The organism is Ensifer sp. KUDG1 (assembly GCF_050434285.1).
In the GTDB taxonomy this organism is placed as follows: Bacteria; Pseudomonadota; Alphaproteobacteria; order Rhizobiales; family Rhizobiaceae; genus Ensifer.
This window is the reverse complement of the sequence record NZ_JBNDIG010000006.1, coordinates 221,739-245,577: the sequence shown is the minus strand read 5'-3', so window position 1 is coordinate 245,577 and position 23,839 is coordinate 221,739. Positions and strand designations below refer to the sequence as shown.

The following is a 23,839-nucleotide window of genomic DNA, read 5'->3' as shown; positions in this document are numbered from 1 at the left end:
TTCTTCATGTTCGGGTTTGACCAGAGTGGGAGGCGCGCTACCGACCCGCCCAATCGGCGAACGCGCCCCCCCTGTCGAACCCGCGATCATCGGCGTGTTGCGGCCACCGCCATGGGCCCGCACCTTGCGCGGCACCCGAATAGCTTGTCCCCGCGTCGATTGAACGGTATGCAAGGCACTCGCAAAAGTCGCTGTCGCCGAAATTCATTCGCGACGCGCTGCAGTCCTATGACGCGCAGAAGGTGTTGCAGAACGACGCAACAACGCCGTTCGCACAAGGAGAAAGACTTGAGGACACGCCTGCTGAGACTGACGGCCCTGTCCATCGGGGTCCTTGCATTCGCAGGCGACCTGTCGCGCGATGGGAGCTTTACCGCGGGCCTTTCCTGGATTTCCGCCGCCCATGCGGACGACGCCAATACCGGCGGCGGGAATGGTGAAGGTGCTCCGGGCGGCGGCGACCAAGGCGGCGAAAACGTCGGGAGCGGCGGCACCGAGGGTGGCGGTGACGGGAGTGGCGGCAACTGGGGCTCCGGCGACGGTAGCGGCGCAGGCCCTGAGCCCGGCCTTGAGCCCGGCGGTACCGGCGCAGGCGGCGGAGGTGCTGCCGTCATCGACCGCAACAGCCACAGCGAGCCCCACTCATCGATGCGTGACTCGCGGGATTACGGACCTGGCGGCAGCACTTGGCACGGCGGCAGCAGTTTCCTGAACCTGTTCCGCCAGACGCCGGAACGGCGCGGCGAAGGGAGCCAGCCTCAATCGTCTGCCCGGCAGAAGACCATTCACACGAATTGAGAGCCCTGAAGAGAGGTCAAGTTCGTCGCAACGAAGGCGGGCCTGCGCTCTTTCTCGAAACCGGACTTCGGATGTGCGTGCAGGAACGGCTTCTGACGCGCGAGAACAGATCAACGGACGTCAGAATTTTACGTTCGAGATACGTCTATCCCGATCGCGACCTGCCTGAGTGAGGCGACGGAGCTATGGATAGAGAGCCTCATCGTTCTCGTCGTGAATCTTCCTAACTGCCGTTCCGGCCGCTGCAAGCAATCCGCTCGACCACATCGAGCAACACATTGGCGCCGGCGACGAGCTCGTCCGGCTCCGTGTGTTCGCGCGGGTTGTGGCTGATGCCGTCGCGGCTCGGCACGAAGATCATCGCCGTCGGCGCGATGCGGGCGATCATCTGGGCATCATGGCCGGCGCCCGAGGTCATGCGCCGGCTCTTGAGGCCTCGCGCGCTGGCCGAAGCCTCGATCGCTGCGACGATGCCCTGATCGAAGACCACCGGCTGGAAGCGTGCAAGCCTCTCAACGGCGATCGTCACCCCCTCTTCCTCGGCGATACGGACAAGGAAGTCCGCAAGCGCCGTTTCGAGCGCCTGCAGCCGTTCTTCGTCCGGATCGCGCAGATCGACGGTGAAGGTGGCACGCGACGGGATGACGTTGATCGCGTCGGGTTCGAAACGCATGGTGCCGATGGTCGCGACACTCGGCGCGTTCGACCGGGCAATAAGTTCGCGCAGGAACAGGCCAACCCGGGCGGCGGCGAGACCGGCGTCGGAACGCATCGCCATCGGTGTCGTGCCGGCGTGGTTGGCGACGCCATCGATCGTCACCCGCTGCCAGGAGATGCCCTGCAGGTTCTCGACCGCACCGATCGCAAAGCCCTCGCGCTGCAGCACCGGCCCCTGCTCGATATGGAGCTCGACATAGGCGTGGGGAGTGAGGAAACCCGGCTCGACGGTACCGGCATAGCCAATCCGCTCGAGTTCTTCGCCCAGCAACGAGCCATCCGTGCCGATGGTCGCAAGCGCCGTCTCCAGCGGCAGACCGCCGGCATAGACGAGCGAGCCGAGCATGTCGGGCGCAAACCGCACGCCCTCCTCGTTGGTGAAGGCGGCAATGACGATCGGCCGGGCCGGCGTCGCACCATTGCTCTTCAGCGTCTCGATCACTTCCAATCCGGCAAGCACGCCGTAGCAACCGTCATAGATGCCGGCATTGATGACCGTATCAATGTGCGAGCCGAGCAAAACAGGCGCTTCGCCCCCGTTCGCGTCGTCGCGCCAGATGCCGAAGATGTTGCCGATACGGTCGACGGCAACGTCGAGCCCGGCCGCCTCGATCCACGCCACGAGGCGATCGCGACCGACCTTGTCGTTGTCGGAGCCGGCGAGCCGAGTCAATCGCCCCTCCGCATCGCGACCGATGTCGCCGAGTTCACGGAGCCGCTCGATCAGGCGCGCGACGTCGATGGAAGGAAATGACATGTTAGTCCTGCTTTCATGCGGATTTCGGTTCATGGCCGGCTTTCGGTGGGCGCCAGTCTCTGCCGAACAATCTCGGCGTGATAACGCGCGCCGAAGATCAGGGCGTCGTCGTTGAAGTCGTAACGCGGATTGTGCAGCGGCGCCGACGCCTCGCCATTGCCGATGAAGACGAAACAACCCGGCACGTGCTCGAGGAAGCGCGCGAAATCCTCCGAGCCGGTCATCGGCTCGGCGGCCGTCGCGACATTCGCAGCACCGAACACCGTTTCCGCTGCGGCAAAGGCGTGGCCGGTCAGGGCCGCATCGTTGATCAACGGAACGAACTCGCGGGTGTAGCTGACCTCGACCGCGCAGCCGTAGGCATCCGCCGTTCCTTTGGCGATCACCCGCATCTCCGTTTCGATCTTGGCACTGACCTCCGGGCGGAAGCTGCGGGCATCGCCGAGGATGCGGGCGAGACCGGGTAGCGCGTTGCGCGTGCCATCGGTCAAAAGCTCGGTGACAGAGACAACGCCGATATCCGTCGGCGACAGGCGGCGCGAGACGATCGTCTGCAGATTGACGACGGTGGCGCAGGCGGCAACCAACGTTTCATTGCCCCAGTGCGGCCGCGCCGCGTGCCCGCCGACGCCCTTCAGCACAATCTCGAAATTGTCCTCCGCCGACATGATCGCGCCGACCCGGGTCTCGAAACGGCCGACCGGCAACCCGGGCATATTGTGCAGGCCGTAGATTTCGTCGAAGGGAAAGCGCTCCATCAGCCCGTCGTCGAGCATCGCGAGCGCGCCCTTGCCCCACTCCTCGGCAGGCTGGAAAATGAAACAGGCAGTGCCGTCGAAGCCGCCATCTTCGGCGAGCATCTTGGCGGCGCCGAGCAGCATGGCCGTGTGACCGTCATGGCCGCAGGCATGCATGGTGCCCGGCTTCGTCGAGCGATAGGGAAGTTCTCCCTGCTCCGGTATCCTGAGCGCATCCATGTCGGCCCGTAGCGCGATCGCGCGGTTGCCGCTGCCGCGTTTCAGCCGACCGACGACACCGGTACCTCCGACCCCCTCCACCACCTCGTCGAGCCCGAATTCCCTGAGCTTTGCCGCAACGAAGGATGAGGTGCGCTGTTCCTCGAAGCCGAATTCCGGGCGCGCGTGCAGGTCGCGGCGCCAGGCGGTCATGTCCTTCACAAGCCGGTCGAAATCCATTCCCGCCATGGCTCAGTTCCTCTCGTTCGATGTGTTTGCGACGGCCTCGGGCGACAAGCCGACGAGGGCGGCATAACGCTCGGGGTCGGTCGCGCCCTCGGTATTGATGACGAAGACGCGCGATTGGGCCGTCAATCCGAGCGCGTCGCGCAGCGCCGGATCACGGGCAACCGACAGCAATCCGGCCAGGCCGACGCCGCCGCTTTCGCCGGACACGATCGCTGGATCAGAGCCTGCGGGCCGCGCCAGCCGGTTCATCACCGAAACGGCATCCTCCTCGTCGACGGTCATGAACGCATCGGCGACACGTGACAGGATACGCCAGGCGACGAGCGACGGCTCGTAGCATTCGAGCATGGCCATGATCGTCGCCTCGCCATGCGCCACCTTGACCGGATGGCCGGCCCTGACGCTTTCGTAGAGGCAGGCGGCGCGCGCCGGATCGACGACGACGAAACGGGGACGCTGCGCGCCATAGCGCAGCGCCAGATGCCCAGCCGTGGCAGCGGCAATGCCGCCGACGCCCGCCTGCACGAACACGTGGGTCGGCGGCTCTTCCATCTGCCGCAGCGCCTCGTTCAGCAGCGCCGTATAGCCCTGCATCACCAGGCCGGGAATGTACTCGTAGCCGGGCCAGGTGGTGTCCGAGACGACCGTCCAGCCATTTTCGTCACAGACGCGTGCGGCCTCGCGGACCGAATCGTCATAGGTCCCGGCAACGCGGACGATCTCCGCACCATAGGCCGCGATCGCCTCGATGCGCTTCTCACTGACGCCTCCGTGCACGAAGATCACCGATTTCGCGCCGACCAGCCGAGCGCCCATGGCGACCGAGCGGCCGTGATTGCCATCGGTGGCGCAGCCGAAGGTCAAGGCGGTGGCGATCGCCCGAACCTCGGGCTTTTCCAGGTCGTCGAGATCGACGCTGCGCCCGAGGCGACGTTCCGCCTCTTCGAGCACCAGCCGGATCACCGCATAGGAGCCACCAAGCGCCTTGAAACTGCCGAGACCCAGGCGATGGCCTTCGTCCTTGATGAAGACGCCGGCGATACCGAGTTCGTCCGCCAAAGCGGGCAGGGCTTGAAGCGGCGTCGGCCGATGGTCGGGGCGCCGCGCAAGCTGCTGTTCGACACGGGCGGCGGCGGCAAGCGACAGCATGTCGGCATCCGCGGGCAGTAGCGGGTGGCCGAAATCGGCATGGGTGTTGGCAAGAAACATGGTGCAATCTCCGTAGACGGCGAAAATCTATTTCATCGCTGCCGAGAAATGCGCTCTAAATAGCCGGCGCGGATGCAAGTTTGTAAAGCGAATGGGGTGCCGTGACGTGGGGTTCCACCTTCGGCGCCCGGAGAGCAGGAACCGAAAGGCACTATGGCCCCGTCGAAAAAGCCACAGGTCGAACTGGATCGCTTCGATCTTGCGATTCTCGCCATCCTGCAGAAGGACAACACGACGCCGCAACGCCAGATCGGCGAGGCGGTCAATCTGTCGGCGCCCGCCGTGCAGCGACGGATCAAGCGCATGGAGGAAACCGGCGTCATCCGCGCCAATGTCGCCCTGGTCGATCCGGTCAGCGTCAATCAGGCGCTGACGATCCTCGTCGAAGTGGAGGTCGAGAGCGAGCAGATCGCGCTGCTTGATGCGGCGAAAGTGGCGTTTACCGCAGCACCCGAGGTGCAGCAGTGCTACTACGTCACCGGCGACGTCGATTTCATGCTCGTCGTCATTGTGCCGACGATGGCCGATTACGAGGCCTTCACCCGTCGCATGTTCTTCGGCAACGCGAACATCAAGCGCTTCCGCACCTTCGTGACGATGGATCCGGTGAAGGTCGGGCTTTCGGTGCCGCTCTAGGACGAGTCCGGAAGCGGCGCAGCGATTGCCCGACGTTGGAATTCTCCGTTTACTTCGTGCCGGCGAGCGCCTTCTTCTCGGCGTCCGCATCGAGCGGCTGCCCGGCGCCGATCGACGTCAGGAAGGCATCGACGGTCTCAAGCGAGGAGGCCGGTGCATAGCCGTCTCCGCCTTCCGGTCTGGCGACGGCCAGCCGCGTCTCCCAGGTTGATGCCTTGCGGCAAGCGACCGAAACGAGGCCGGGCGCACCGGGCCGGGCGAGTTCGTATTCGCGGCAGAGCTGCCCCGAGCCGAGTTCGAATGCCGATACCAGACGGACCGTCCCCTGGCCTTCACCAACGGCGACTTCGTCCCCCGAAGCCGCCTTGTCGAGGATGGCGGCGAGCGCGGGGCCGACAGTACCGGCCACCTGCAGGGCGCCGGTCTCCGCCAACCCGCCACCACGAAGCAGGTAGCCGCCGGCGCCGCCGACGATCACCAGCAGCGACGCTGCCATCGCCATCAGAAATCGCGACGGACCAGCGTGCGGCAACGCCGCCTGATCCGCAGGGCGCCGGAAGGCCACGACGTTATCGCCGCCTGTAGCAGGGGCATCCGCGGCGCGTTGCGCGTCGCTCTGCGCGGCCGCCATGGCTCGCACCTTGGCAACCAGTTCGTCCGGAACCGGCTCGTCGAGCACCGGCTTCAGGGCCTCGCTTGCGGCGGCGCGCGTTTCCATGAACATCGCGATCCGCGCCATCAGTTCGTCGTCCGCTTCCAGCGCCGCCTCGACACGACGCATCGTCTCCTCGTCGAGTTCGCCGTCGGCGAACGCCATCAAGATCTCATCGCTGAATTCCGTGTCGCTCATCTTGTCCCGCCTCTCATGTCCTGTGAACGCGCGACCGGCGGTTCTATTCCCGTTGCCTCCGCAAGATTTTTACGCGCCCGGGCCAGCCTGCTCATGACGGTTCCGATCGGAATGCCGAGAACCTCGGCCGCCTCCTTGTAGGAAAGCTCCTCGACGCAGGTGAGGATCAGAACTTCCCGCTGTTCGAGCACCAGGCCGTCGATCGCAGCCGCCACGCTCTTCAGCGCCATGCGCGCCTCGCTCCCGGCCTCGCCGGAGGGAACGGCGAGCTCGGCCTGAGCCTCGATCTCCTCCGTCGGGCCGGCGGTCTTCTGCCGGCGCAGCTGGTCGATCCAGAGGTTGCGCAGGATGCGGAACATCCAGGCATCGAAGCGCGTGCCTTCCTCGAAGCGGTCCGAACCGGCAAGCGCCTTTTCGCAGGCCGCCTGCACCAGATCGTCGGCCACGTCGCGCGACCGGCAAAGCGAAATGGCAAAGCGGCGCAGGTTCGGCAGAAACGCAACCAGCCGCTCACCAAAGGCGATGGTCGGGTCCGTCATCGGGCGCCTCTTTGGGTAAAACCCTTCGTTCCCGGTGGAATAATTTGTCCATTCATCCGTTGAGCGTTATGGGAACTACACCCGAAAGTCACCACTTATGGTCCTTTCATTCACGGTAAGCTTTCGTTTTCGGATGCCGTTGCACAAGGAGAAAACCTTGAAAAACCGCCTGTTTCGAATGTCCGTCCTGTCGTTGTGCGGCCTGGCTGCGGGCGCGGGGGACCTCTCCTTTGGCAGCAGCGACGGCCAGTCGGCCGTTCGCTTTGCCTGGGTCGGCCAGGCTCAGGCGGACGACGACGATGGGGGCGACGATGACGATGGCGGCAGTGGTGGCGGCTCGTCACGCAGCTCTAGCGATCGCGGCTCGAGCGGCAGTTGGGGCGGAGGCGGCGGCAACCTGCTTGACCTTTTCCGCGGAACGCCCGAGCGACGTGTCGTGCGCCAGCGTCCGCCGGCCCGCCGGGCGACCCACGTGCCGGGCGAAATCATCGCGCTCGGCCTCGACGAGGCGGCCGTCCAGCGTCTGACGGAAAGCGGCTTCACGGTGCGCGCGCGAGAACCGCTCGGGCTTTCGACGACAGAGATCGTCAAGCTCGGCGCGCCCCGCGGCATGGCGCTCGAAGACGCACGCCGGCAGGTCGCGGATGCGACGCCCGGAGCGATCGCCGATCTCAACCATTATTTCGATCCGAACGAAGGCGCCGCCTCACCGGCTCCCTGCGCCGACGGTGGTTGCGCGCTCGTTCGCACCGCCATCGGCTGGCCGGACGCCAGCGCGGCTTGCACGGCCGCCGGCCCGATCGGGTTGATCGACACGGCGATCAATCCCGCCCATCCCTCGCTCAAGGACGTCAAGCTCGACATCGTCAGGTTGGCGGAGGAAGAGGCGCCGGAATCCGGGCGCCAGCACGGGACCGCGGTTGCCGCCCTCATCGCCGGACGGAAGGACAGTCGCGCGCCGGGGCTGCTCGGCAATGCCCATTTGATCGCCGTCGACGCCTTCCAGCGCAAGGGCGGGGAGAGCGATATCGCCGAGACCTACGATCTCGTGCGTGCCATCGACCTCCTGGCCTCGCGCAAGGTCACGGTCATCAACATGAGCCTCTCCGGGCCGCACAACCTGCTGCTCGAAAAGACCGTCGCGCTTGTCGCCGAGCGGAACATCATCCAGGTCGCGGCGGCTGGCAATGACGGCCCGCGGGCAAAGCCCGTCTATCCCGCCGCCTATCCGGCTATGATCGCGGTCACCGCCGTCGACCGCAATTTCAAGCCCTATCGCCGCGCCGGGCGGGGCGACCATATCGATGTCGCGGCACTCGGCACCCGCGTCTGGACGGCCGCATCGATCGAGGGGGCAGCGCCGCGAACCGGCACCTCCTTTGCCGCCCCCTTCGTCACGGCTGCCGCCGCCATCCTGCGGGCATCGCATCCTGATCTCTCGGCGGCAGAAGTCGCAAAGCTCGTCACCGAGACGACGCAGGATCTTGGTGCGCCGGGCAAGGATCCCGTGTTCGGCTGGGGCGTTCTCAACGCCCGCGAGCTCTGCCGCTCGTAGCACCGGCGAGCGAGCGGCACGGAACTACGGCTTCTGCCAGTCCATGACCAGGAACGAGGGAACCCTTCGAAAGAAATCCGTCTGTTCCGGGTCGCCGCCCCGCGGCAACGGTTCGTCGAAATAGCGCAACTGCAGGCCCGCTCCCAACAACAGCGACATGTAGGTGCTGAGCGGCCGGTGCCAGTTCATCACTCGAAGATTGCCCCAGCCGATCCAATCGGACCGTTCGTCCATGTAATGGTCGATCGTGAAGCTGCGCTTGCCATCGCCGCCATCGCGCCAGCCGGTCGGGTTGCTGGCGCTGTAGAAGCTCGTCAGGTTTGCGATCAGCAGATGCCCGCCTGGGCGCAGAACCCGGTTCATCTCGCCGACCGCCGCCTCCAGGTCGGCAATGTCGATGAGGCTGAGATAGGCAACGACGAGATCGAAGGTCTCGTCCGCGAAAGGCAATTCTTCGGCCTGTGCGATGCGATAGTCACCATCCGGATGCAGGCGTCTCGCCTGGCCAACGAGCGACCTGGCGGGATCGATGCCGACCGTGCTCAGCCCCTCCGCCGTCAGCAGCCGGCAGAACCGGCCCTCGCCGCACCCGACATCGAGGACCGTTCTTGCCCCGCTTTGCCGCGCCCGTTCGAGCATGGGCGCATCGAGAACGAATCGCCGCGCAAAATCCCCTTCGACGCCCAGCCCGGAAATCCAGGCAGCCGCCGACTCTTCCCATCCGTTTGACATTTGACGTTTGGTCCTCGTGATCCGTCCTGCGTTTGCGAAGACTGAGAGGACAATCTCGGCGATTGCGTGACGGTAGCCACCCGTGCGGTTCCGGCGGGAGGCGGCAGCGCCACCATCCCGCCAGACCGGTCAATGCGTCAATCAGGCAGCCAGTCCACGCTCGTTCAGCAGCATGCCGACGCGCACCATGCGCACGGCATCTTCCGCGGCACGCACCAGCAGTTTCGGCGCTGCATTGATGGCGTCGTCGAGGGTGCACGGCGCCTTCAGGATCGAGGCGAAGGCATCGATGCCGTGATCGAAGTTGAGGGTCACGCCCTTGCCGATGGTGCCGGCGAGCGCGATGACCGGGCGTCCTGCGTCCTTGGCCCTGTGGCCGACCTCGGCCGGCACCTTGCCGAACGGCGTCTGCCCGTCAAGGCTGCCTTCGGCGGTAATCACCAGGTCGGCCCTGCCGATCATGCTGTCGAGATCGAGATAGCGCATGACGATGTCGTAGCGCGGATGCAGAGCGCCGCCGAGCAGCCCCATGACCGCCGCGCCGAGGCCGCCGGACGCGCCCGCTCCCGGTGCGTCGCCGACCGCGATGCCGGTCGTCGCCTGAATGGCCGCGGCATAGGTCTCCATCGCTGCCGCGAGCAGCTCCACCTGCTCCGGCGTCGCGCCCTTCTGCGGACCGAAGACGCGGGCGACGCCGCGTTCGCCGAGCAGCACATTATGCCAGTTGACGGCCGCGTCGATGCGAACCTCGGCAAGACGCGGATCGCGACCGGACATGTCGACGCTTGCCAGCGAGGCAAGCGCCGCACCGCCGGGCGCAAGCGGATTGCCATCGCTGTCGAGCAGCTTCACGCCCAAGGCCGCGGCCATGCCGGCGCCGCCATCGTTGATGCCGCTGTCGCCGCAGCCAAGCAGAATACGGCGGGCACCGGCGTCGAGCGCCGCCCGGATCAGTTCACCGACACCGTAGCTGGTGGTGATGCAGGGGTTGCGGCGATCACGCGGCACCAGCCGCAGACCGGCGGCCGCCGCCATTTCGATGACGGCCGTGCGTTCGGACTGCCCACCGAGAAAACCGAAATGTGAGGCGACGGGCTCGCCAAGCGGACCGGTGACATCAAGTTCATGTAGGCTGCCGCCGGTAATCGCGACGAGCGCCTTGGTGAAACCTTCGCCGCCGTCGACCATGGGCACCTTCAGAACCTCGGCATTCGGGCAGGCGCGCAGCACGCCCTTCTCGATGCAATCGGCAGCTTCTTCCGCCGACAGGCTTTCCTTGAAACCGGACGGTGCAACCAGAATGGTAAGTGACATGTGACAATCTCCTTGCACTTTTGTGACAATGCGGATGCAAGGGAGAAACGGCGGCTCGCGACGTTTATTCCGCCCGAAATGCAGAATTCTTTCTTTTGCGGAAAGAAAAACAAAAGAGCCGAAGCGAACGACGCTTCGGCTCAAAAAAATGTCTATATATCAGACGTTTATCGTTACGTCGCCAAGCCGATTGCCGGCCAGATCACAAGGGCGAAAAGGGCAAGCAGCGCGATGAACGGGAGGGCCAGCATCAAGGCCAGACGCAACAGATCGGAAGGGCTGAAAGCCGGTGGTTCCATGCCTCCGAACAACGCCACGGGTTTGGCCGAAACCATCAGCGTCTGGCAGAAACCACCACCTATGGCTGTAACCATGATGAGACTGGCGGGGCTGACCCCGAAGCCCGCCAGCGGCAGCGCCACGGCCGGAATGAGCACCGTCGCCCGCGCCGTTCGCGAGGCAATGACGATATGGGCAAAGGTCGCGACCGCGATGGCAAGAAGCACCACCAGCCACGCCGGCGGCTTGCCGATCTGGCCGAAAGCACCGATCAGACGATCGGCAAGCTCGGTCGCCGTTCCGGTCGACAGCAGCGCTTCGCCGATGACGAGCGTGCCGGCAAGAAACAGAAGCAGGTTCCACTCCACACCTTTCAGCGCCTTGCGAAACGGCATGCCGGAGATCTTTTCCGACGCCAGGATCAGGGCGCCGACGAGGGCGACGACCGGCAGCGCGATGCCGTGCAGGTCCGAGGTCGCGAGTGCGGCGACGATCGCCGCGGTGACAGCGAGGATCGCCTTGTCGCGCGCCGAGAACGGGCGTTTCTCTGTCGGTGCGGCCGGCAGGTCGAGGCGCCAGTTCCGATCGGCATCGTCGAGGAAGAAACGCAGGATCAGGCCGCAGGCAATCAGGCTCGTCAGCAGCGCGAAGGGCGCTGCGAGCAAGGCCCAGCCGAGGAAGCCCGGTGCTTCACCACCGCTGCGACGAATGAAATCGACGGCAACGAGATGGGCGCCGGCACCGGTCAGCGAAGCAGCCGCCGAAAGCAGGATCACCGACGGAAACAGCAGCGCCAAAGCGCGGGTGATGCCGGGACGGCCGATGGTCGAGGCGAGCCCCAGGAAGACGGGCATGAAAATGGCCGCCCGTGCCGAGGTCGAGGGAATGACGAAAGCGGTCACGAAGATCGTCAGCGTCACCACCCAGAACAACCGGCTGACGTCGCGGAAACGGGCGAGCAGCCGGAAGGCGAGCCGCTCGACGAGACCGGATGCCTGCAGCACCGCCGCAATCACCGATGCCGCCATCATCAGCCAGACGATGTCGTTGCCGAGCGCGGCGTAAACCGCCTCCTCGCCGACGGCACCGGTCACGGCCAGGGCCGCCGCCCCGGCAAGCGCCACCGGCGTTTCCGGCAGGTCGAAGATCGTCCAGCAGATCAGCGTCGTCGCAAACACCATCAACGAAAGCCGCATCGGCAGAGCCAGGCCGTCAGCCGCGAGAAAGATCAGAACGCCTGCAAAGGCGACGAGCATCGCGCCGACGAGCAGGCGCACCTGGCTCACCGGCATATGGCCGTCGATGCGTTCGGCAACCGCCGCGTTCAGGGTGACGAGGTCTTTTTCCGAAGCGATCACCGGGCTGATGGTCATAGCTACGCTCCCTTTTTGCTGGCCCGACGCTCGCACGCGGCAACCGCGCCGCACGCAAGCCATCAGGCTGATTTCGTGGGAGGGCAAACGCGGTGTCGGCAAGTTTATTCCCGCGCGCCTGAAGATTTTTTCGACTTCGCGTCCGATGGCCCGGTTTGAGCGAGATCAATGCCGGTTCGCCGGACCGGCAGAGACTGGTGGCCAGATGACCTCTTTGAAAAGGAGAGTTTCATGTTGATCAGGGAAATGTCGCGGCAGGAATGCATCGACCTCGTCGCCGAGAACCACATCGCTCGTCTTGGATGCGCCCGGGATGGCCGGCCCTATGTCGTGCCCTTCCAATATGCTTTTGCCGCTAACCGGCTCTACGGCTTTTCGATGCCCGGGCAGAAGATCGACTGGATGCGGGCCAATCCCCGCGTCTGCATTCAGCTAGACACGGCAACGGACCGGCAGCACTGGCGAAGCGTCGTCATCTACGGCCGCTATCAAGAACTGCCGGATACGAAACAATGGCACCGCGAGCGTTTGAACGCCTGGGCGCTTCTCGAACAGCGCGTGAACTGGTGGGAACCGGGCGGCCTGAAGCCTGGCGACCAGGCAATTGCCGGCGCCTCGCCGCATCTCTTCTTCGAAATCGAGATCGACGAGGTGACCGGACGGGCAGCGTCCGTGGGTTGATTGCCGTCGGCGCGCAGTCAGATGGCTGCGCGCCCGGCCCTGCCGATCAATGGGCCATGAGCACGGGAACCACGGCGTTTTCGAGCATCGAGCGGGTGACCCCACCAAAGACGCGTTCGCGCATTCTGGAGTGGCCATAGGCGCCCATGACGATCAGATCGGCCGCCACGTCGGACGCGAACCGATTGATCACGTCATCGACCCTATGCCCGCCGCTCGGCAGCCGCTCGACGGAAACCGAAACGCCGTGCCGGGCAAGGTAACCGGCGATATCGGCGCCCGGTTCCTCGCCGTTCTTGCCAGAGGAGGACCGCGGGTCGACCATCGTCACGTGCACGGTCTTGGCCCCCTTCAGAAGGTCGAGCGCTTCACGCACGGCACGGGCCGCTTCCAGCCGGGAGTTCCAGGCAAGCACGACCGTCTTCGGATCGAGCCGCGCCGGCTTGCCCTTAGGCAGGACGAGGACCGGTCGGGCGGAGTTGAACAGCGTCCCGTCGATGGTCCGCGACCGTAGCTCCGGGTCCAGCATCAGGCCGTCGCCGGCCAGCGTCAGGTCGGCATAGCGGGCGCGCTCGCCGATCTCGTCATCCGCCCAGGCGGCTTCGGTGTATTTCGTCTCGACGCTGAACGAGATGCCTTCCCGGGTGAGAATGTCGGTTGCACGCGCCACGCAGGATTCGAGCTTGTCGACTTCGCGCTGACGTTCGTTCAGCCAGTCAATCGAGATGGCGGCGGCAAAATCGCCGATCGGCGGAGAAGCGGCAAGCTTGACGATCAACAGGGAGAGGTGAGCGTTTGCCGAAGCGCAGACCTGTGCCGCGGCACGCAGATCCTCTGCGGAATGATCGACGCCGACCACGGCGAGAATTGTCTTGTATGTCATCGCGTTTCCTCCTCGCGACCGGACCTAAGAACTGAGTCAGCCTAGGCAATTGCGCATCCGGCGACATTGATCCCCGTCAACCGGGATCATGGAGGAAAGCGTATAATTATGGGGGCTCTACGCGCAGGCGTCTAAGCCGACCGCCCTCGTTGCGGGCGGGCCGGCGAAGACTATCATTGCCTCCGCCGCCCAATTGCTCCGCAAACTCGGCCTCACGGTCTCGACCGCGCGGCCCTGAACTTCAGTCGTCAGACACCCCGACGCGCGACGACTGGCACGTAATGTTCGAGCTCCGGCGCCGGGAAGCTGAGCGTCGCGTTGATTTCTGCCGACCGGTAAAGACCCATCAGCATCTCGACCACGGCAAGGCCGTCCTCGAAGGTTTCGAGCGGCTTTTCGCCCTTGCGGAAGCACTCGACCATATGGCGGTTCTCATCCGTGTAGCCATAGACGCCGGCCTCGTCCTCGAGCACCGGCATCAGGCCCTGCTCGGCATTCTGCTTCTCGACGAGATCCTCGCCTTCCGAGCCCTTGACCTCGCGCGACATGAAGATCTTCAGGCCGGTAGAGAGCGAATTGTATTCGAGCGCATATTCCGGCCCGAGCAGTTCGAGCTGGATGCGTAAGCCAGCGCCGACATAGGCCCAGGAGGTGGTCGCCTCGATCATCAGCTCGTTGCCGTCCTGGTCTTCGAGCGTCACCGTGGCGCGAGCGAAATCCTCGGACGGCCGGTTGCGATAATCGACCTCGTTGCCGAAGCGGTTGCGCAGTTGTTCGGCATACTGAGGACGCGTCCATTTGAGGTTGGCGACGGTGCCGTTTACCGCCTTGATCTTCAGCGAATTGCGCGGCGCACCGGGTGCCGTCAGCAGGTAGCGCGCGACCTCGACGCTGTGGCACATCATGTCCGAAAGCACGCCGCCGCCCTGCTTGTCGCCCTGCCAGAACCAGGGCTCGTGCGGGCCGGAATGTTCCTCGGCCGCGCGCGCCAGATAGGGACGGCCGGTGGTGGACGCCGCACGCCGCCAGATGATTTCCTTGCCGCGCAGCACCGGCGTGCAGAAAACCTGGTTTTCAAGATAGCCATGGTTGAGGCCGGCATCTTCGGCAAGCGACAGCATCTCGCGGGCTTCGGCCACGGTGCGCGCCAGCGGTTTTTCGCAGGCAACGGCGAAGACCCTGCTGCGGCCGTCCTTGACCGCCTTGTGCAGCGAACGCATGACGTCGATGCGGGTGTAGTTGGGCGAGAGGATCCAGACGGCGTCGACATCGTCGGCGGTCAGCAGCGCTTCCAGGCTTTCATGCGTGCGGCAGGTGCCGAGACCGAGGGCCTCGACCTCTTTCGCAAATTTCTCCCGGTTTTCCGCCTTGCGGCTGAAGACGCCGGTGACCTCGACATTGCGCACGCCGATCATCGATTTCAGATGGAAATGGGCGATGAAGCCCGATCCGACGAAACCCACGCGCAGCGTCTGCTTCGGTAGCTGTGTCATTCTCTTCTCCCATTGATCGATTTTGGTAACGGCGGGGTGCAAGCGCAAAACCGCACGCGGCTTTCCTCGTCCCACCTCTGGCTATTTACGTGGCGGTGCGGTGCTGCCACGGATGTTGAGCGTGGTCGGCAGGACGATGGCCGGCTCTGTGCCGACCTCACCATCCGAGAGGACGTTGAGAAGCTGGGACATCGCCGTGCGGCCGATGTCGGCGCGCGGCTGGCTGACGGTCGTCAGCGGCGGATAGAAGGCCTTGCTGAGATAGAGATCGTCGAAGCCGACGACAGAGACGTCGCCCGGAACATCGCGGCCGAGCCGCCGCAGCGCATGGATAGCGCCATAGGCCATCTCGTCGTTGGCGGCGAAGATCGCCGTCGGCGGTTCCGGCAGCGCGAAAAGGTCCGCGGCGCGGGCCTCGCCGCTTTCGAGCAGGTAATCGCCGCGAACCTCGTACCCCTCGGGGATATCAAGGCCGGCGGCCTTCATGGCGGCCCGGTAGCCGTCACGGCGGTGAAGCGCCATGACCTCCGGCAACGGACCGGCGATATGGGCGATGCGGCGATGACCGAGCGCGATCAGATGTTCGACCGCAGCCTGAGCCGCGGCGACATTGTCGATCTGCACATGCGGGAAACCGGATCCCTCGATCATTTCCAGCGCGATAACAACAGGCAGGTGCGAGAGATCAGCACTTTCACCCGGCTGCGGTGGCGGCAGCTTGCCGGTCATCAGGATCATGCCGTCGGCATGGCCGTCGCGCAGCATGTTGAAATACTCGACCTCGCGGTCCGGATCGTTCTCGGTGTTGCCCATGAGGACGGCGTAGCCGGCCTCGCGCGCAGTCGCCTCCACGCCCTTGAGGATCTCGAGATAGAAGGGGTTGCCGACATCGCGCACGACGAGCAGCACCGACATGGAGCGTCGGGTACGCAAGTTGCGGGCGCTGACATTCGGGCGATAGTTGAGCTCGCGTGCCAGCGCGTTGACGCGCTTGCGTGTCTCGTCGGTCACCAGCGACGAGCCGCTCAGCGCCCGCGACACGGTTGCGACCGAGACGCCGGCGCGCTCCGCGATGTCCTTGATCTTCGGCCGCTCGCTCATGCCCGCATCGCCCTCCCGCGGCCATAGAACAGCATGAGCAGGAGCAGGGTGGCGCCGAATACCATCTGACGCCCGGATTCGTCGATGTTCACGGTCGTCAGGATGCCCTGGAGGATGACCAGCAGAAGCGCGCCCGCCATGGTGCCTGTATACCCGCCCTTGCCACCGGCAAGAGACGTGCCGCCGAAGACGACGGCGATGATCGACGACAGCATGTATTGCTCTCCGACATTGGCAAAGGAGGAGCCGGAATAGCCGAGCAGGCAGAGCCCCGCAATCGCCGCGAACATGCCGGAGATCATGAAGAGACCGATGCGCATGAGCCGGACCGGCACGCCGGCCATATAGGCCGCATGCTCATTGGAACCGATCGCGTAGATGCGGTGGCCGAAGACCGTTCGATGGAGCAGGAAGGCCATGACCAGGCCGATCGCGATCCAGAGCCAGATGATACCGGGAATGCCGAGCGCCAACGGCTGGGTCACGAAGGCGGAAAGCCCCGGTGCGGCGCGGCCCGAGGGAATGCCCTGCCGGATGACGACCAGCAGACCCTGCAACACGCCGAGCATGCCGAGCGTCATCACCAGCGGCGGGATGCGCAGCAGCGTGACACCGAGCCCGTTTAAAAGTCCGAAGAAGGCGCCGGCTGCGAGGCAGGCAAGCACGGCCGGCAGGATGCCGCCATCGGCACCGTTCATGACATTGCCGGCGATGATCGCCGAGAGCGAGACGACGCCGCCGACGGAGAGATCTATGCCCTCGCGGCCACCGAGAATGACGACATTCTGGCCGGCAGCGACGATGCCGAGCAGCGCGGCGACGATCAAAAGTCGCAGGATCTGGTCGGCCGAGGCAAAGCCCGGCGAGAGGCTTTGGCCGAGAACAAGCAGCGCGACGATGAGGATGAGCGCCACGACCAGCGGCTGTTTGAAGAAGGCGAAAACCGAACTCATGCGCGTGCCCTCCGGCCGGCGAGCACGCCCGCCATCAGGACGATCAGAATGGCGAGGCCCTGGACGAAGTTCTGCCATTCCGACGGCGTGCCCATGAAGAAGACCAGCGAATTGACGAGGCCGATCGTCAGCGCGCCGAGGAGCGAGCCGACCACCGTCGTCCAACCGCCGGCAAGCGCACTGCCGCCGAGCACGACGGCGGCGACGCTGTAGAGCGTCATCTTGCCGCCGACCAGCGGATCGCCGCTTGCCGTATCGCCCGTCAGGCAGAAGGCTGCGAGCGCCGAGAACAGGCCGCATAGCAGGTAGCCCTTGATGCGGACCGCGACGACCGGCAGCCCCGTCTGATAGGCCGCCTGCTGATCATCGCCGACGGCCAGCAGTTCGGTAACGATGCGGGTGCGCGAAAGGAGATAGAGCAGCACGGCCAGCGCCGCGAGCACGTAAAAGACGAAGGGCAGGCCCAAGACGCGTCCACCATAGGTGCGCCAGAACAGTGCTGGCGCCGGCGTACCGGCAACCGGCATGACATAAAGCGCCAGTCCGGTGAAGAAGATGCTGGTCGCAAAGGTCGCGACGATCGCCTGCAGCCGAAGGGCCGCAACGACCAGTCCGTTGACCAGCCCGCAGGCAAGACCGATGAGGAGCCCAAGCGTCAGCGCAAGCAGCACTGCGCCTGCGCCGCCGCCCCAGCGCTCCATCAGCACGACGATTGCGACATTCACCAGCGACAGCGTCGCGCCGGCGGAAAGGTCGATGTCGCCGGCGGAGACGACATAGGTCTGTGCGATCGCGAGCATGACCAGCGCCATGTAGGTGCTGAGCAGGCCCGTCAGCGAGCGGAAGCTTAGGCTGTTGGGCGAAAAGAGGCCGTTCAGCGCAAGCAGCGCGATGAGGATGACCAGCGCTGGCAGGAACGGGTAACGCTCGAGACAGGAGCGCAGGCCGCCACTCCCTGGCGTAGAAATGTCTGTCGCGGTCGAAGTCATCATGCGGCCTCGTATGCAGCCTGGTAGAGATTGTAGCGGGTGCGATCGTCGCCGGTCAGTTCACGCGTCACCGAGCCGCCGTTGAAGACGAGGATGCGGTTGGCGTTGCCGAGCAGTTCGGCGTCTTCCGACGAATAGAGCAGGATGCCGAGGCCCTCGGCCGCAAGCTGCCGGATGAGTGTAAAGAGATCGGCCTTGGCCTGGAGGTCGATGCCCTTGGTCGGATCGTCGAGCAGCAGCACATCGGGACGATCGATCAGCCAGCGGGCGATGATCACTTTCTGCTGGTTGCCGCCGGAGAGCGAATTGATCGGATGGAAGAGGCTCGCAAACTTGGTGTGCATCGCTTCGAGCGCCGGCATTGCCTTGCTCTTCAGGCTCGCGGGTCGCGCGAGCATCAGCCGGTCGCGAAGATAATGGATGGGCGTGACGTTCTCGATGATCGGACGGCCGCTGATGACGCCGTCGCGACCGCGGTCGCCGGAGACATAGGCGCAGCCGTGGCGGATGGCGTCGCGCGGGCTTTTGGCATCGTAGCGTTGGCCGCCGAGCGTCACCGCGCCGGATGTGACGGTGCCTGCGCCGAAGATGGCCCGGAGCAGCGCCGACTGCCCCTGCCCGTGCAGGCCGCCGAGGCCGAGGATCTCACCCTTCGCCACTTCGAAGCCGACGTCGCAAAAGCCCTTACCCGAGAGGTTGCGAACCGAGATTGCCGCTTGTGCCCCGATTTCCACCACTGCCGGCGCCGAGGACCTTGCCGCCGGCATGTCGCTGGCGCCGCCGACCATCAGCCGGATGACCGTTGCCGGATCGGTCTCGGAGAGCTTGAGCGTCTCGATGGTTTCGCCATCGCGGATAATCGTGACGCGATCGCCGATCGCGGTGATTTCGTCCATGCGGTGCGAGATGAAGATGATGCCGCGCCCTTGCGCCTTCAGATCGCGCAGGATCTCGAAGAAGCGATCGACCTGGGCGCGGTCGAGCGCCGAGGTCGGTTCGTCGAAGATCAGGATCGGCGCTTCGCTGGCGAGCGCCTTCATGATTTCGACCAGTTGCCGCTGGTCCGCCCTGAGATTGCCGACCAGCGATTCTGCATGAAAACCCTCGCCGGAGACTTCGGAAAAAAGCGCGATGTAACGCGCCGCGCGCGCCTTCAACGCCGCCCGGTCGATGAAGAGACCCGCCTTCACCGGCAGCGCCGAAAGGCAGATGTTCTCCTCGACCGACCGGTGGCTGGCGAGGCTGAGTTCCTGATAGAAGATGCCGATGCCGGCGGCACGTGCGGCTTGCGGCCCGGAGATCGTCACGGGCTTGTCGTTGATCAGGATCTGGCCGCTGTCGGGTCGCACGCTGCCGGCAATGATCTTGCAGAGCGTGCTCTTGCCGGAGCCGTTGGAGCCCATCAGCACATGCACCTCGCCGGCAGCGATCTCGAGATCGCCGCGGCGTAGCGCCATCGTTGCGCCGTAAGCCTTGCTCACGCCGTTCAGTCTCAGTTTCGACATCGGCTGTCGTCCACTTGGTTGCTTGCCGCATCATCAGGGATGCCCGTGTCTCGGGACAGGCTCCACTGCAGCGCTCTTTCACGCCGGTCGGCCTTGTTCGCCATCGGCGGCATCGGTCGCCGGGCGGCTCAAGACAGGAGCCGCCCGGCAAACCCCCCTGCTTACTTGAACAACGCCGTGGCGTCGTCGATCGAAAGCGCGTTGGTGTAGGAGTAGTAGCCCGGCTTGCCGTCGAGCTGCTTGGCAGCGTCGCCAAGGTTCTTCGAGTCGATGAACGGGATCGGCAGATACATGGCGTTCTTGTACTGCCCGGCCGTTGCCGGCTCCTTCAGTTCCTTGCCCTGCAGCATCAGCACCGCGACGTTGAGCGCGCTTGCCATGACGCCGGGCGGGTTGACGGTCGCGCCGGAGTTCAGCTTGTCCTTCATCCACAGATCGATGAAGTCCTTGCGGATTTCGCCGGTTGCCGCGATCTGCCCGGTCTTGCCGGCGTCCATGATCGACTTCCAGGCGCCGGCCGCCATGCCGTCCTGCACGACGACGCCGTTGATGTCAGGATAGGTCGCAAGGATGTTCTGCATCGCCTGCTGGCCCTGGGCCTGATCCCAGTTGGCGTTGACCTCGTTGACCACCTGCAGATCTGGATAGTCCTTGAAGACGCTCTTGTAGCCGGCGACACGCATCTCGTTGGCCGGATGGCCGGCGACGCCGTTGATGGCGACCACCTTGCCCTTGCCGCCGAGCGTATCGGCCAGCCACTTGGCGCCGGCTGCACCCCAGGCCGTCTGGTCGATGCCGACATAGGTCGCATCCGGCGAGGAAACCTCGGCGTCCGTCGCGATCACCAGGATGCCGGCTTCCTTCGCCTGGGCGAAGATCGGATCGAAGGCCGTCGGGCTGTTGGGGTTGATAATGATGGCGTTGACGCCCTCGGCGATGAAGTTGCGCACATGCGCGATCTGGCCGGGCACGTCGACATTGGCGCTCTGGACGGATACTTCGACGTCGACGCCCTTCTCCTTCCACTTCGCCGCGGCCTCCTTGGCCTCGTCGATCATCTGCGTGCGCCATTCGCTGCCGACCCAGCCGTTGGACAGGCCGATCTTGAAAGTCTCGGCATTGGCGAAAGAAGCGGAAATAGCAATGGTTGCGACAGCGCCAAGCGCTGCGGCGATAAATTTCTTCATCAGATCCTCCCAAATCTTGCGAAAACCATGAAGCCAGAAAATGTAATCGATTTCAATGGGGGTTTTCAGGGAATTTTGTTGGCTCTCGTTTTCCGTCGCCGGAGTATCAACGAGATGATGGAGAGCGTTGGGCGCAGGCGGAATAGACTTCGCCAAGTCTCTCGCCGAAAGAAGCCAATAGCGCTTGGCTGCCCCTCCCCGCTGTGCGACAGCAAGGGCAGAGGCGGTGACGATTCGTCGTTGCGCCAACTGGAATGAACTGCAGGAATGACGCCATGACATGAAGGCGCTCAGGGATTGGTCCCGATGACCGCCCGAACAGTGGCCCCCGTTGCTCAAATCGCAACACTTCGTTGCTTGCCGGCCGGCTAGCCGCAATTTGCCCTCACCGCCTACTCTGAACGCTGGGCAAAGAACAACAACTGGCTCCCAACCAGAGGAGAACATCATGACCGGGAAAACCGGAGCCGCCTCGGGCGCGCTCTATCTGCATATCCTTGTGCTGGCGATCGTCATCGTCTCCGAGCTGATCGGCATTCAGCGCCTGCCGATCGGCATCGGCACTGTCATCTTCCTGCCGATCCTTTACGCCTTCGCGCTCGGCATCGCCTTCAATCCGGCCATTTTCAAGGCGACCGGCAAGTTCCTGTCGCGTGACGCGGTCAAGCTTTCCGGCGCGATGATCACCGTTGCCATCATGCCGTTCATCGCCAAGTTCGGAACGACGGTCGGCCCGCAGATTTCGCAGATCATCGAGGCCGGCCCGGCGCTGGTGCTGCAGGAACTCGGTAATCTCGGCACGATCATCGTCGCCTTCCCGGTCGCAGTGTTTCTCCTGAAGATGGGCCGCGAAGCCGTCGGCGCCACCTATTCGATCGACCGCGAGCCGAACATCGCGCTGATCGCCGACAAATACGGCCTCAACTCGCCGGAAGGTGCCGGCGCAATGGGCGTTTATGCGACCGGCACGCTGATCGGCACCTTCGTCTTCGCCATCATGCCGCCGATCGTGCACGGCCTCGGCATCTTCGACGTGCGTGCGCTCGCCATGTCCTGCGGCGTCGGCTCCGGCTCGATGCTCGCCGCCTGCACCGGCGGTCTTGTCGCCGCCGTGCCGGACCAGAAGGACATCATTCTCGCACTCGCCGCCGCCAGCAACATCCTGACCTACGCCACCGGGCTTTATGTCGGCATGTTCGTCGCGCTGCCCTTGACGGAGTGGCTCTACAACAAGGCTCGCCCGTCCGAGCGTCGCACCGCAGCCTGATCGGGAGAGAGAACCATGACCAACCAGAACACTTCCGCCAACTACGCCGACGATCTCCCGCTGAACCCGGAGGACGAACGCAAGCTCGACGTCGTCGGCCATGCCGGCCTGCTGATCATCGCCTGCGCCATTGGCCTCGTCGCCAACTGGGTCGGTACCGGCACCTCGCCGCTCACCGCATTGCCGGGCATGGCGACGCTTTATGCCGCCTGCATCGTCGGCCTGGCGCTTGCCCGCTTCGTGCCCTTCTACCTGCCAAGCGTCGCCTGGGTTTCGCTGATCGCGATCCTCATCACCATCCCGGGCGTACCGGGCGCTGCCTGGGTCAGCGAACAGGTCGAGCACCTCAACTTCCTCGCATTGGCGACCCCGGCGCTTGCCTATGGCGGCCTTGCCTTGACGGCGAACGAGTTCGCGATCGCCCGCCGCTCAGGCTGGAAGATCGTCATCGTCGCGATCTGCGTGATGGTCGGCACGTATATGGGCTCGGTCGTCGTCGCCGATCTCTTCCTACGCCTCGGGCAGTAACGTAGGAGCCCAATTCCAGGAAAACTGCTCAGCGGTTTTCCGTCTGGAACTGTGCAAAAGAAAAGGGTCGGCCGCTCTGCGGCCGGCCATCCCTCAAATGACAGGACGCACGCCATGACACGCCACGACATCAGCCCCGAGCGCATCGAGGAAACGATCCGCTGGCGTCATCACCTGCATGCTCATCCCGAGCTTGCCTTCAAGGAGCGCCAGACCGCTGCCTTCATCGCCGGCAAGCTTGGCGAATGGGGCATCGCCGTGAAGGACGGTTATGGCGGCACGGGGCTTGTCGGCACACTCAAGCGTGGCACGTCCGGCCGATCCATCGCCATCCGCGCCGACATGGACGCGCTGCCAATCGTCGAGACGAGCGGCGCTGCCTACGCCTCGAAGACGACGGGCAAGATGCACGCCTGCGGCCACGACGGCCATGTCGCCATGCTGCTCGCCGCCGCCCGGCAGGCGAGCGAAATGGACTTCGACGGCACCGTGCATTTCATCTTCCAGCCGGCCGAAGAGGCCGAGGGCGGCGCCCGCGTCATGGTCGAGGATGGCCTCTTCCGTGATTTTCCCGCCGATGCCGTCTATGCGCTGCACAACTGGCCGGCGCTCGACGTCGGCTCGGTGGTTGCCCGCGACGACGCGATGATGGCCGCCTTCGGCGTCTTCGAGATCACCATCACCGGTCGCGGCGCCCATGGGGCGATGCCGCATGAGGGTGCGGACCCGCTCGTCGCTAGCGCCCAGATCGTCACGGCCTTGCAGACGATTGCCAGCCGCAACGTCTCGCCGCTCGAAGCGGCCGTCGTCTCGGTGACGCAGATCCACGGCGGCGACGCCTGGAACGTGATCCCGGAGAAAGCCGTGATCCGCGGCACCACGCGCTGGTTCGACAAGGCGGTCGGCGATACGCTCGAAAACCGCATGCGCACGCTCGTTTCTGCACTTGCCGAGGGGCTCGACTGCACGGCCGAACTCGACTATCAGCGCCGCTATCCGGCGACGATCAACGATCCCGCAGCCGCCGCGCTCGCACGCTCGGTCGCCGCTGCGGACGCTGCCTTGACCGTCGTCGATGCGGCCCCGAGCATGGCGGCGGAAGACTTCGCCTTCATGCTCGACGAACGCCCCGGCTGCTACCTCTGGCTCGGCGCAAGACGCGAAGGCGCTAACCCCGGCCTGCACTCGCCGCACTACGATTTCAACGACGCGATCATCGGCCAGGGCGTAAACCTCTGGACACGCCTGATTGCGACCTCCCTTGGTCGTTGACCCCAAGGGGATTCCG

General features: G+C 64.8%; 22 protein-coding genes. 7 read left to right on the top strand and 15 right to left on the bottom strand.

The window, feature by feature from the left end; translation table 11 throughout:
• Positions 1-288 precede the first annotated feature (288 nt).
• Positions 289-798: a hypothetical protein gene (locus tag M2267_RS17410; protein WP_429115772.1), complete on the top strand. Its 510-nt coding sequence runs from the start codon at positions 289-291 to the stop codon at positions 796-798.
• A gap of 223 nt (positions 799-1,021) precedes the next feature.
• Here the strand turns inward: M2267_RS17410 and M2267_RS17405 are convergent, their stop codons facing one another.
• The 3 genes from M2267_RS17405 to M2267_RS17395 are packed head-to-tail and all read right to left on the bottom strand — an operon-like array spanning position 1,022 to position 4,686.
• Positions 1,022-2,272 carry a Zn-dependent hydrolase gene (locus M2267_RS17405; protein ID WP_429115770.1) on the bottom strand — a complete coding sequence of 417 codons (1,251 nt, stop codon included), beginning with the start codon at positions 2,270-2,272 and terminating at the stop codon, positions 1,022-1,024.
• 29 nt (positions 2,273-2,301) lie between these two features.
• On the bottom strand, positions 2,302-3,477 hold the full coding sequence (locus M2267_RS17400) for a M20 aminoacylase family protein (RefSeq protein ID WP_429115768.1): 1,176 nt from the start codon (positions 3,475-3,477) through the stop codon (positions 2,302-2,304).
• A gap of 3 nt (positions 3,478-3,480) precedes the next feature.
• Positions 3,481-4,686, bottom strand: coding sequence for a diaminopropionate ammonia-lyase (locus M2267_RS17395; RefSeq protein ID WP_043621409.1), 1,206 nt, complete (start codon positions 4,684-4,686; stop codon positions 3,481-3,483).
• A 153-nt stretch (positions 4,687-4,839) separates the two neighbouring features.
• Between M2267_RS17395 and M2267_RS17390 the strand changes: the two genes are divergently transcribed.
• Complete coding sequence (locus M2267_RS17390; RefSeq protein WP_043621407.1) at positions 4,840-5,322, top strand: Lrp/AsnC family transcriptional regulator; 483 nt, start codon at positions 4,840-4,842, stop codon at positions 5,320-5,322.
• 49 nt (positions 5,323-5,371) lie between these two features.
• Here the strand turns inward: M2267_RS17390 and M2267_RS17385 are convergent, their stop codons facing one another.
• Positions 5,372-6,172, bottom strand: coding sequence for an anti-sigma factor family protein (locus M2267_RS17385; RefSeq protein WP_043621405.1), 801 nt, complete (start codon positions 6,170-6,172; stop codon positions 5,372-5,374).
• The gene (locus M2267_RS17380; RefSeq protein ID WP_043621403.1) at positions 6,169-6,711 is read right to left on the bottom strand and encodes an RNA polymerase sigma factor; all 543 of its coding nucleotides are present in this window, start codon (positions 6,709-6,711) and stop codon (positions 6,169-6,171) included. The genes M2267_RS17385 and M2267_RS17380 overlap by 4 nt, the downstream gene beginning before the upstream one ends.
• 157 nt (positions 6,712-6,868) lie before the next feature.
• Between M2267_RS17380 and M2267_RS17375 the strand changes: the two genes are divergently transcribed.
• The gene (locus tag M2267_RS17375) at positions 6,869-8,266 is read left to right on the top strand and encodes a S8 family serine peptidase (protein WP_429115765.1); all 1,398 of its coding nucleotides are present in this window, start codon (positions 6,869-6,871) and stop codon (positions 8,264-8,266) included.
• 24 nt (positions 8,267-8,290) lie between these two features.
• On the opposite strand, the gene M2267_RS17370 is transcribed toward M2267_RS17375, so the two are convergent.
• The 3 genes from M2267_RS17370 to M2267_RS17360 all read right to left on the bottom strand — a co-directional run bounded on the left by M2267_RS17370 (position 8,291) and on the right by M2267_RS17360 (position 11,964).
• Positions 8,291-8,998: a class I SAM-dependent methyltransferase gene (locus tag M2267_RS17370; protein WP_429115763.1), complete on the bottom strand. Its 708-nt coding sequence runs from the start codon at positions 8,996-8,998 to the stop codon at positions 8,291-8,293.
• A 141-nt stretch (positions 8,999-9,139) separates the two neighbouring features.
• Positions 9,140-10,312, bottom strand: coding sequence for a glycerate kinase family protein (locus M2267_RS17365; RefSeq protein ID WP_429115761.1), 1,173 nt, complete (start codon positions 10,310-10,312; stop codon positions 9,140-9,142).
• A 173-nt stretch (positions 10,313-10,485) separates the two neighbouring features.
• A complete protein-coding gene (locus tag M2267_RS17360) occupies positions 10,486-11,964 on the bottom strand; it encodes an SLC13 family permease (RefSeq protein ID WP_429115759.1) in 1,479 nt (492 codons plus the stop codon).
• 231 nt (positions 11,965-12,195) lie between these two features.
• On the opposite strand from M2267_RS17360, the gene M2267_RS17355 reads away from it, so the two are divergent.
• Positions 12,196-12,645, top strand: coding sequence for a pyridoxamine 5'-phosphate oxidase family protein (locus M2267_RS17355; RefSeq protein WP_429115757.1), 450 nt, complete (start codon positions 12,196-12,198; stop codon positions 12,643-12,645).
• A gap of 46 nt (positions 12,646-12,691) precedes the next feature.
• Here M2267_RS17355 and M2267_RS17350 read toward each other — a convergent pair whose 3' ends face one another.
• From M2267_RS17350 to M2267_RS17320, 7 genes are all read right to left on the bottom strand, one after another.
• Entirely contained in the window at positions 12,692-13,528 is an 837-nt protein-coding gene (locus tag M2267_RS17350; protein ID WP_429115755.1) for a universal stress protein, read from the bottom strand.
• A gap of 248 nt (positions 13,529-13,776) precedes the next feature.
• Complete coding sequence (locus M2267_RS17345) at positions 13,777-15,021, bottom strand: Gfo/Idh/MocA family protein (protein WP_429115753.1); 1,245 nt, start codon at positions 15,019-15,021, stop codon at positions 13,777-13,779.
• Between the two features lie 81 nt (positions 15,022-15,102).
• On the bottom strand, positions 15,103-16,122 hold the full coding sequence (locus M2267_RS17340; protein WP_429115751.1) for a LacI family DNA-binding transcriptional regulator: 1,020 nt from the start codon (positions 16,120-16,122) through the stop codon (positions 15,103-15,105).
• A complete protein-coding gene (locus M2267_RS17335; protein WP_429115749.1) occupies positions 16,119-17,075 on the bottom strand; it encodes an ABC transporter permease in 957 nt (318 codons plus the stop codon). The genes M2267_RS17340 and M2267_RS17335 overlap by 4 nt, the downstream gene beginning before the upstream one ends.
• Entirely contained in the window at positions 17,072-18,064 is a 993-nt protein-coding gene (locus M2267_RS17330; RefSeq protein WP_429115918.1) for an ABC transporter permease, read from the bottom strand. Before M2267_RS17330 ends, M2267_RS17335 begins: the two co-directional genes overlap by 4 nt.
• Entirely contained in the window at positions 18,064-19,569 is a 1,506-nt protein-coding gene (locus tag M2267_RS17325; RefSeq protein ID WP_429115747.1) for a sugar ABC transporter ATP-binding protein, read from the bottom strand. The genes M2267_RS17330 and M2267_RS17325 overlap by 1 nt, the downstream gene beginning before the upstream one ends.
• Before the next feature lie 161 nt (positions 19,570-19,730).
• The gene (locus M2267_RS17320; RefSeq protein WP_429115745.1) at positions 19,731-20,756 is read right to left on the bottom strand and encodes an ABC transporter substrate-binding protein; all 1,026 of its coding nucleotides are present in this window, start codon (positions 20,754-20,756) and stop codon (positions 19,731-19,733) included.
• 448 nt (positions 20,757-21,204) lie between these two features.
• Here M2267_RS17320 and M2267_RS17315 point away from each other — a divergent pair, with 448 nt between their 5' ends.
• The 3 genes from M2267_RS17315 (at position 21,205) to M2267_RS17305 (ending at position 23,823) form a co-directional block, all read left to right on the top strand.
• A complete protein-coding gene (locus M2267_RS17315) occupies positions 21,205-22,023 on the top strand; it encodes a DUF3100 domain-containing protein (protein ID WP_043621374.1) in 819 nt (272 codons plus the stop codon).
• 15 nt (positions 22,024-22,038) lie between these two features.
• Positions 22,039-22,551 carry a hypothetical protein gene (locus M2267_RS17310; protein ID WP_043621371.1) on the top strand — a complete coding sequence of 171 codons (513 nt, stop codon included), beginning with the start codon at positions 22,039-22,041 and terminating at the stop codon, positions 22,549-22,551.
• Positions 22,552-22,665: 114 nt separating this feature from the next.
• On the top strand, positions 22,666-23,823 hold the full coding sequence (locus M2267_RS17305) for a M20 aminoacylase family protein (protein ID WP_429115743.1): 1,158 nt from the start codon (positions 22,666-22,668) through the stop codon (positions 23,821-23,823).
• The last annotated feature ends 16 nt before the right edge of the window (positions 23,824-23,839 follow it).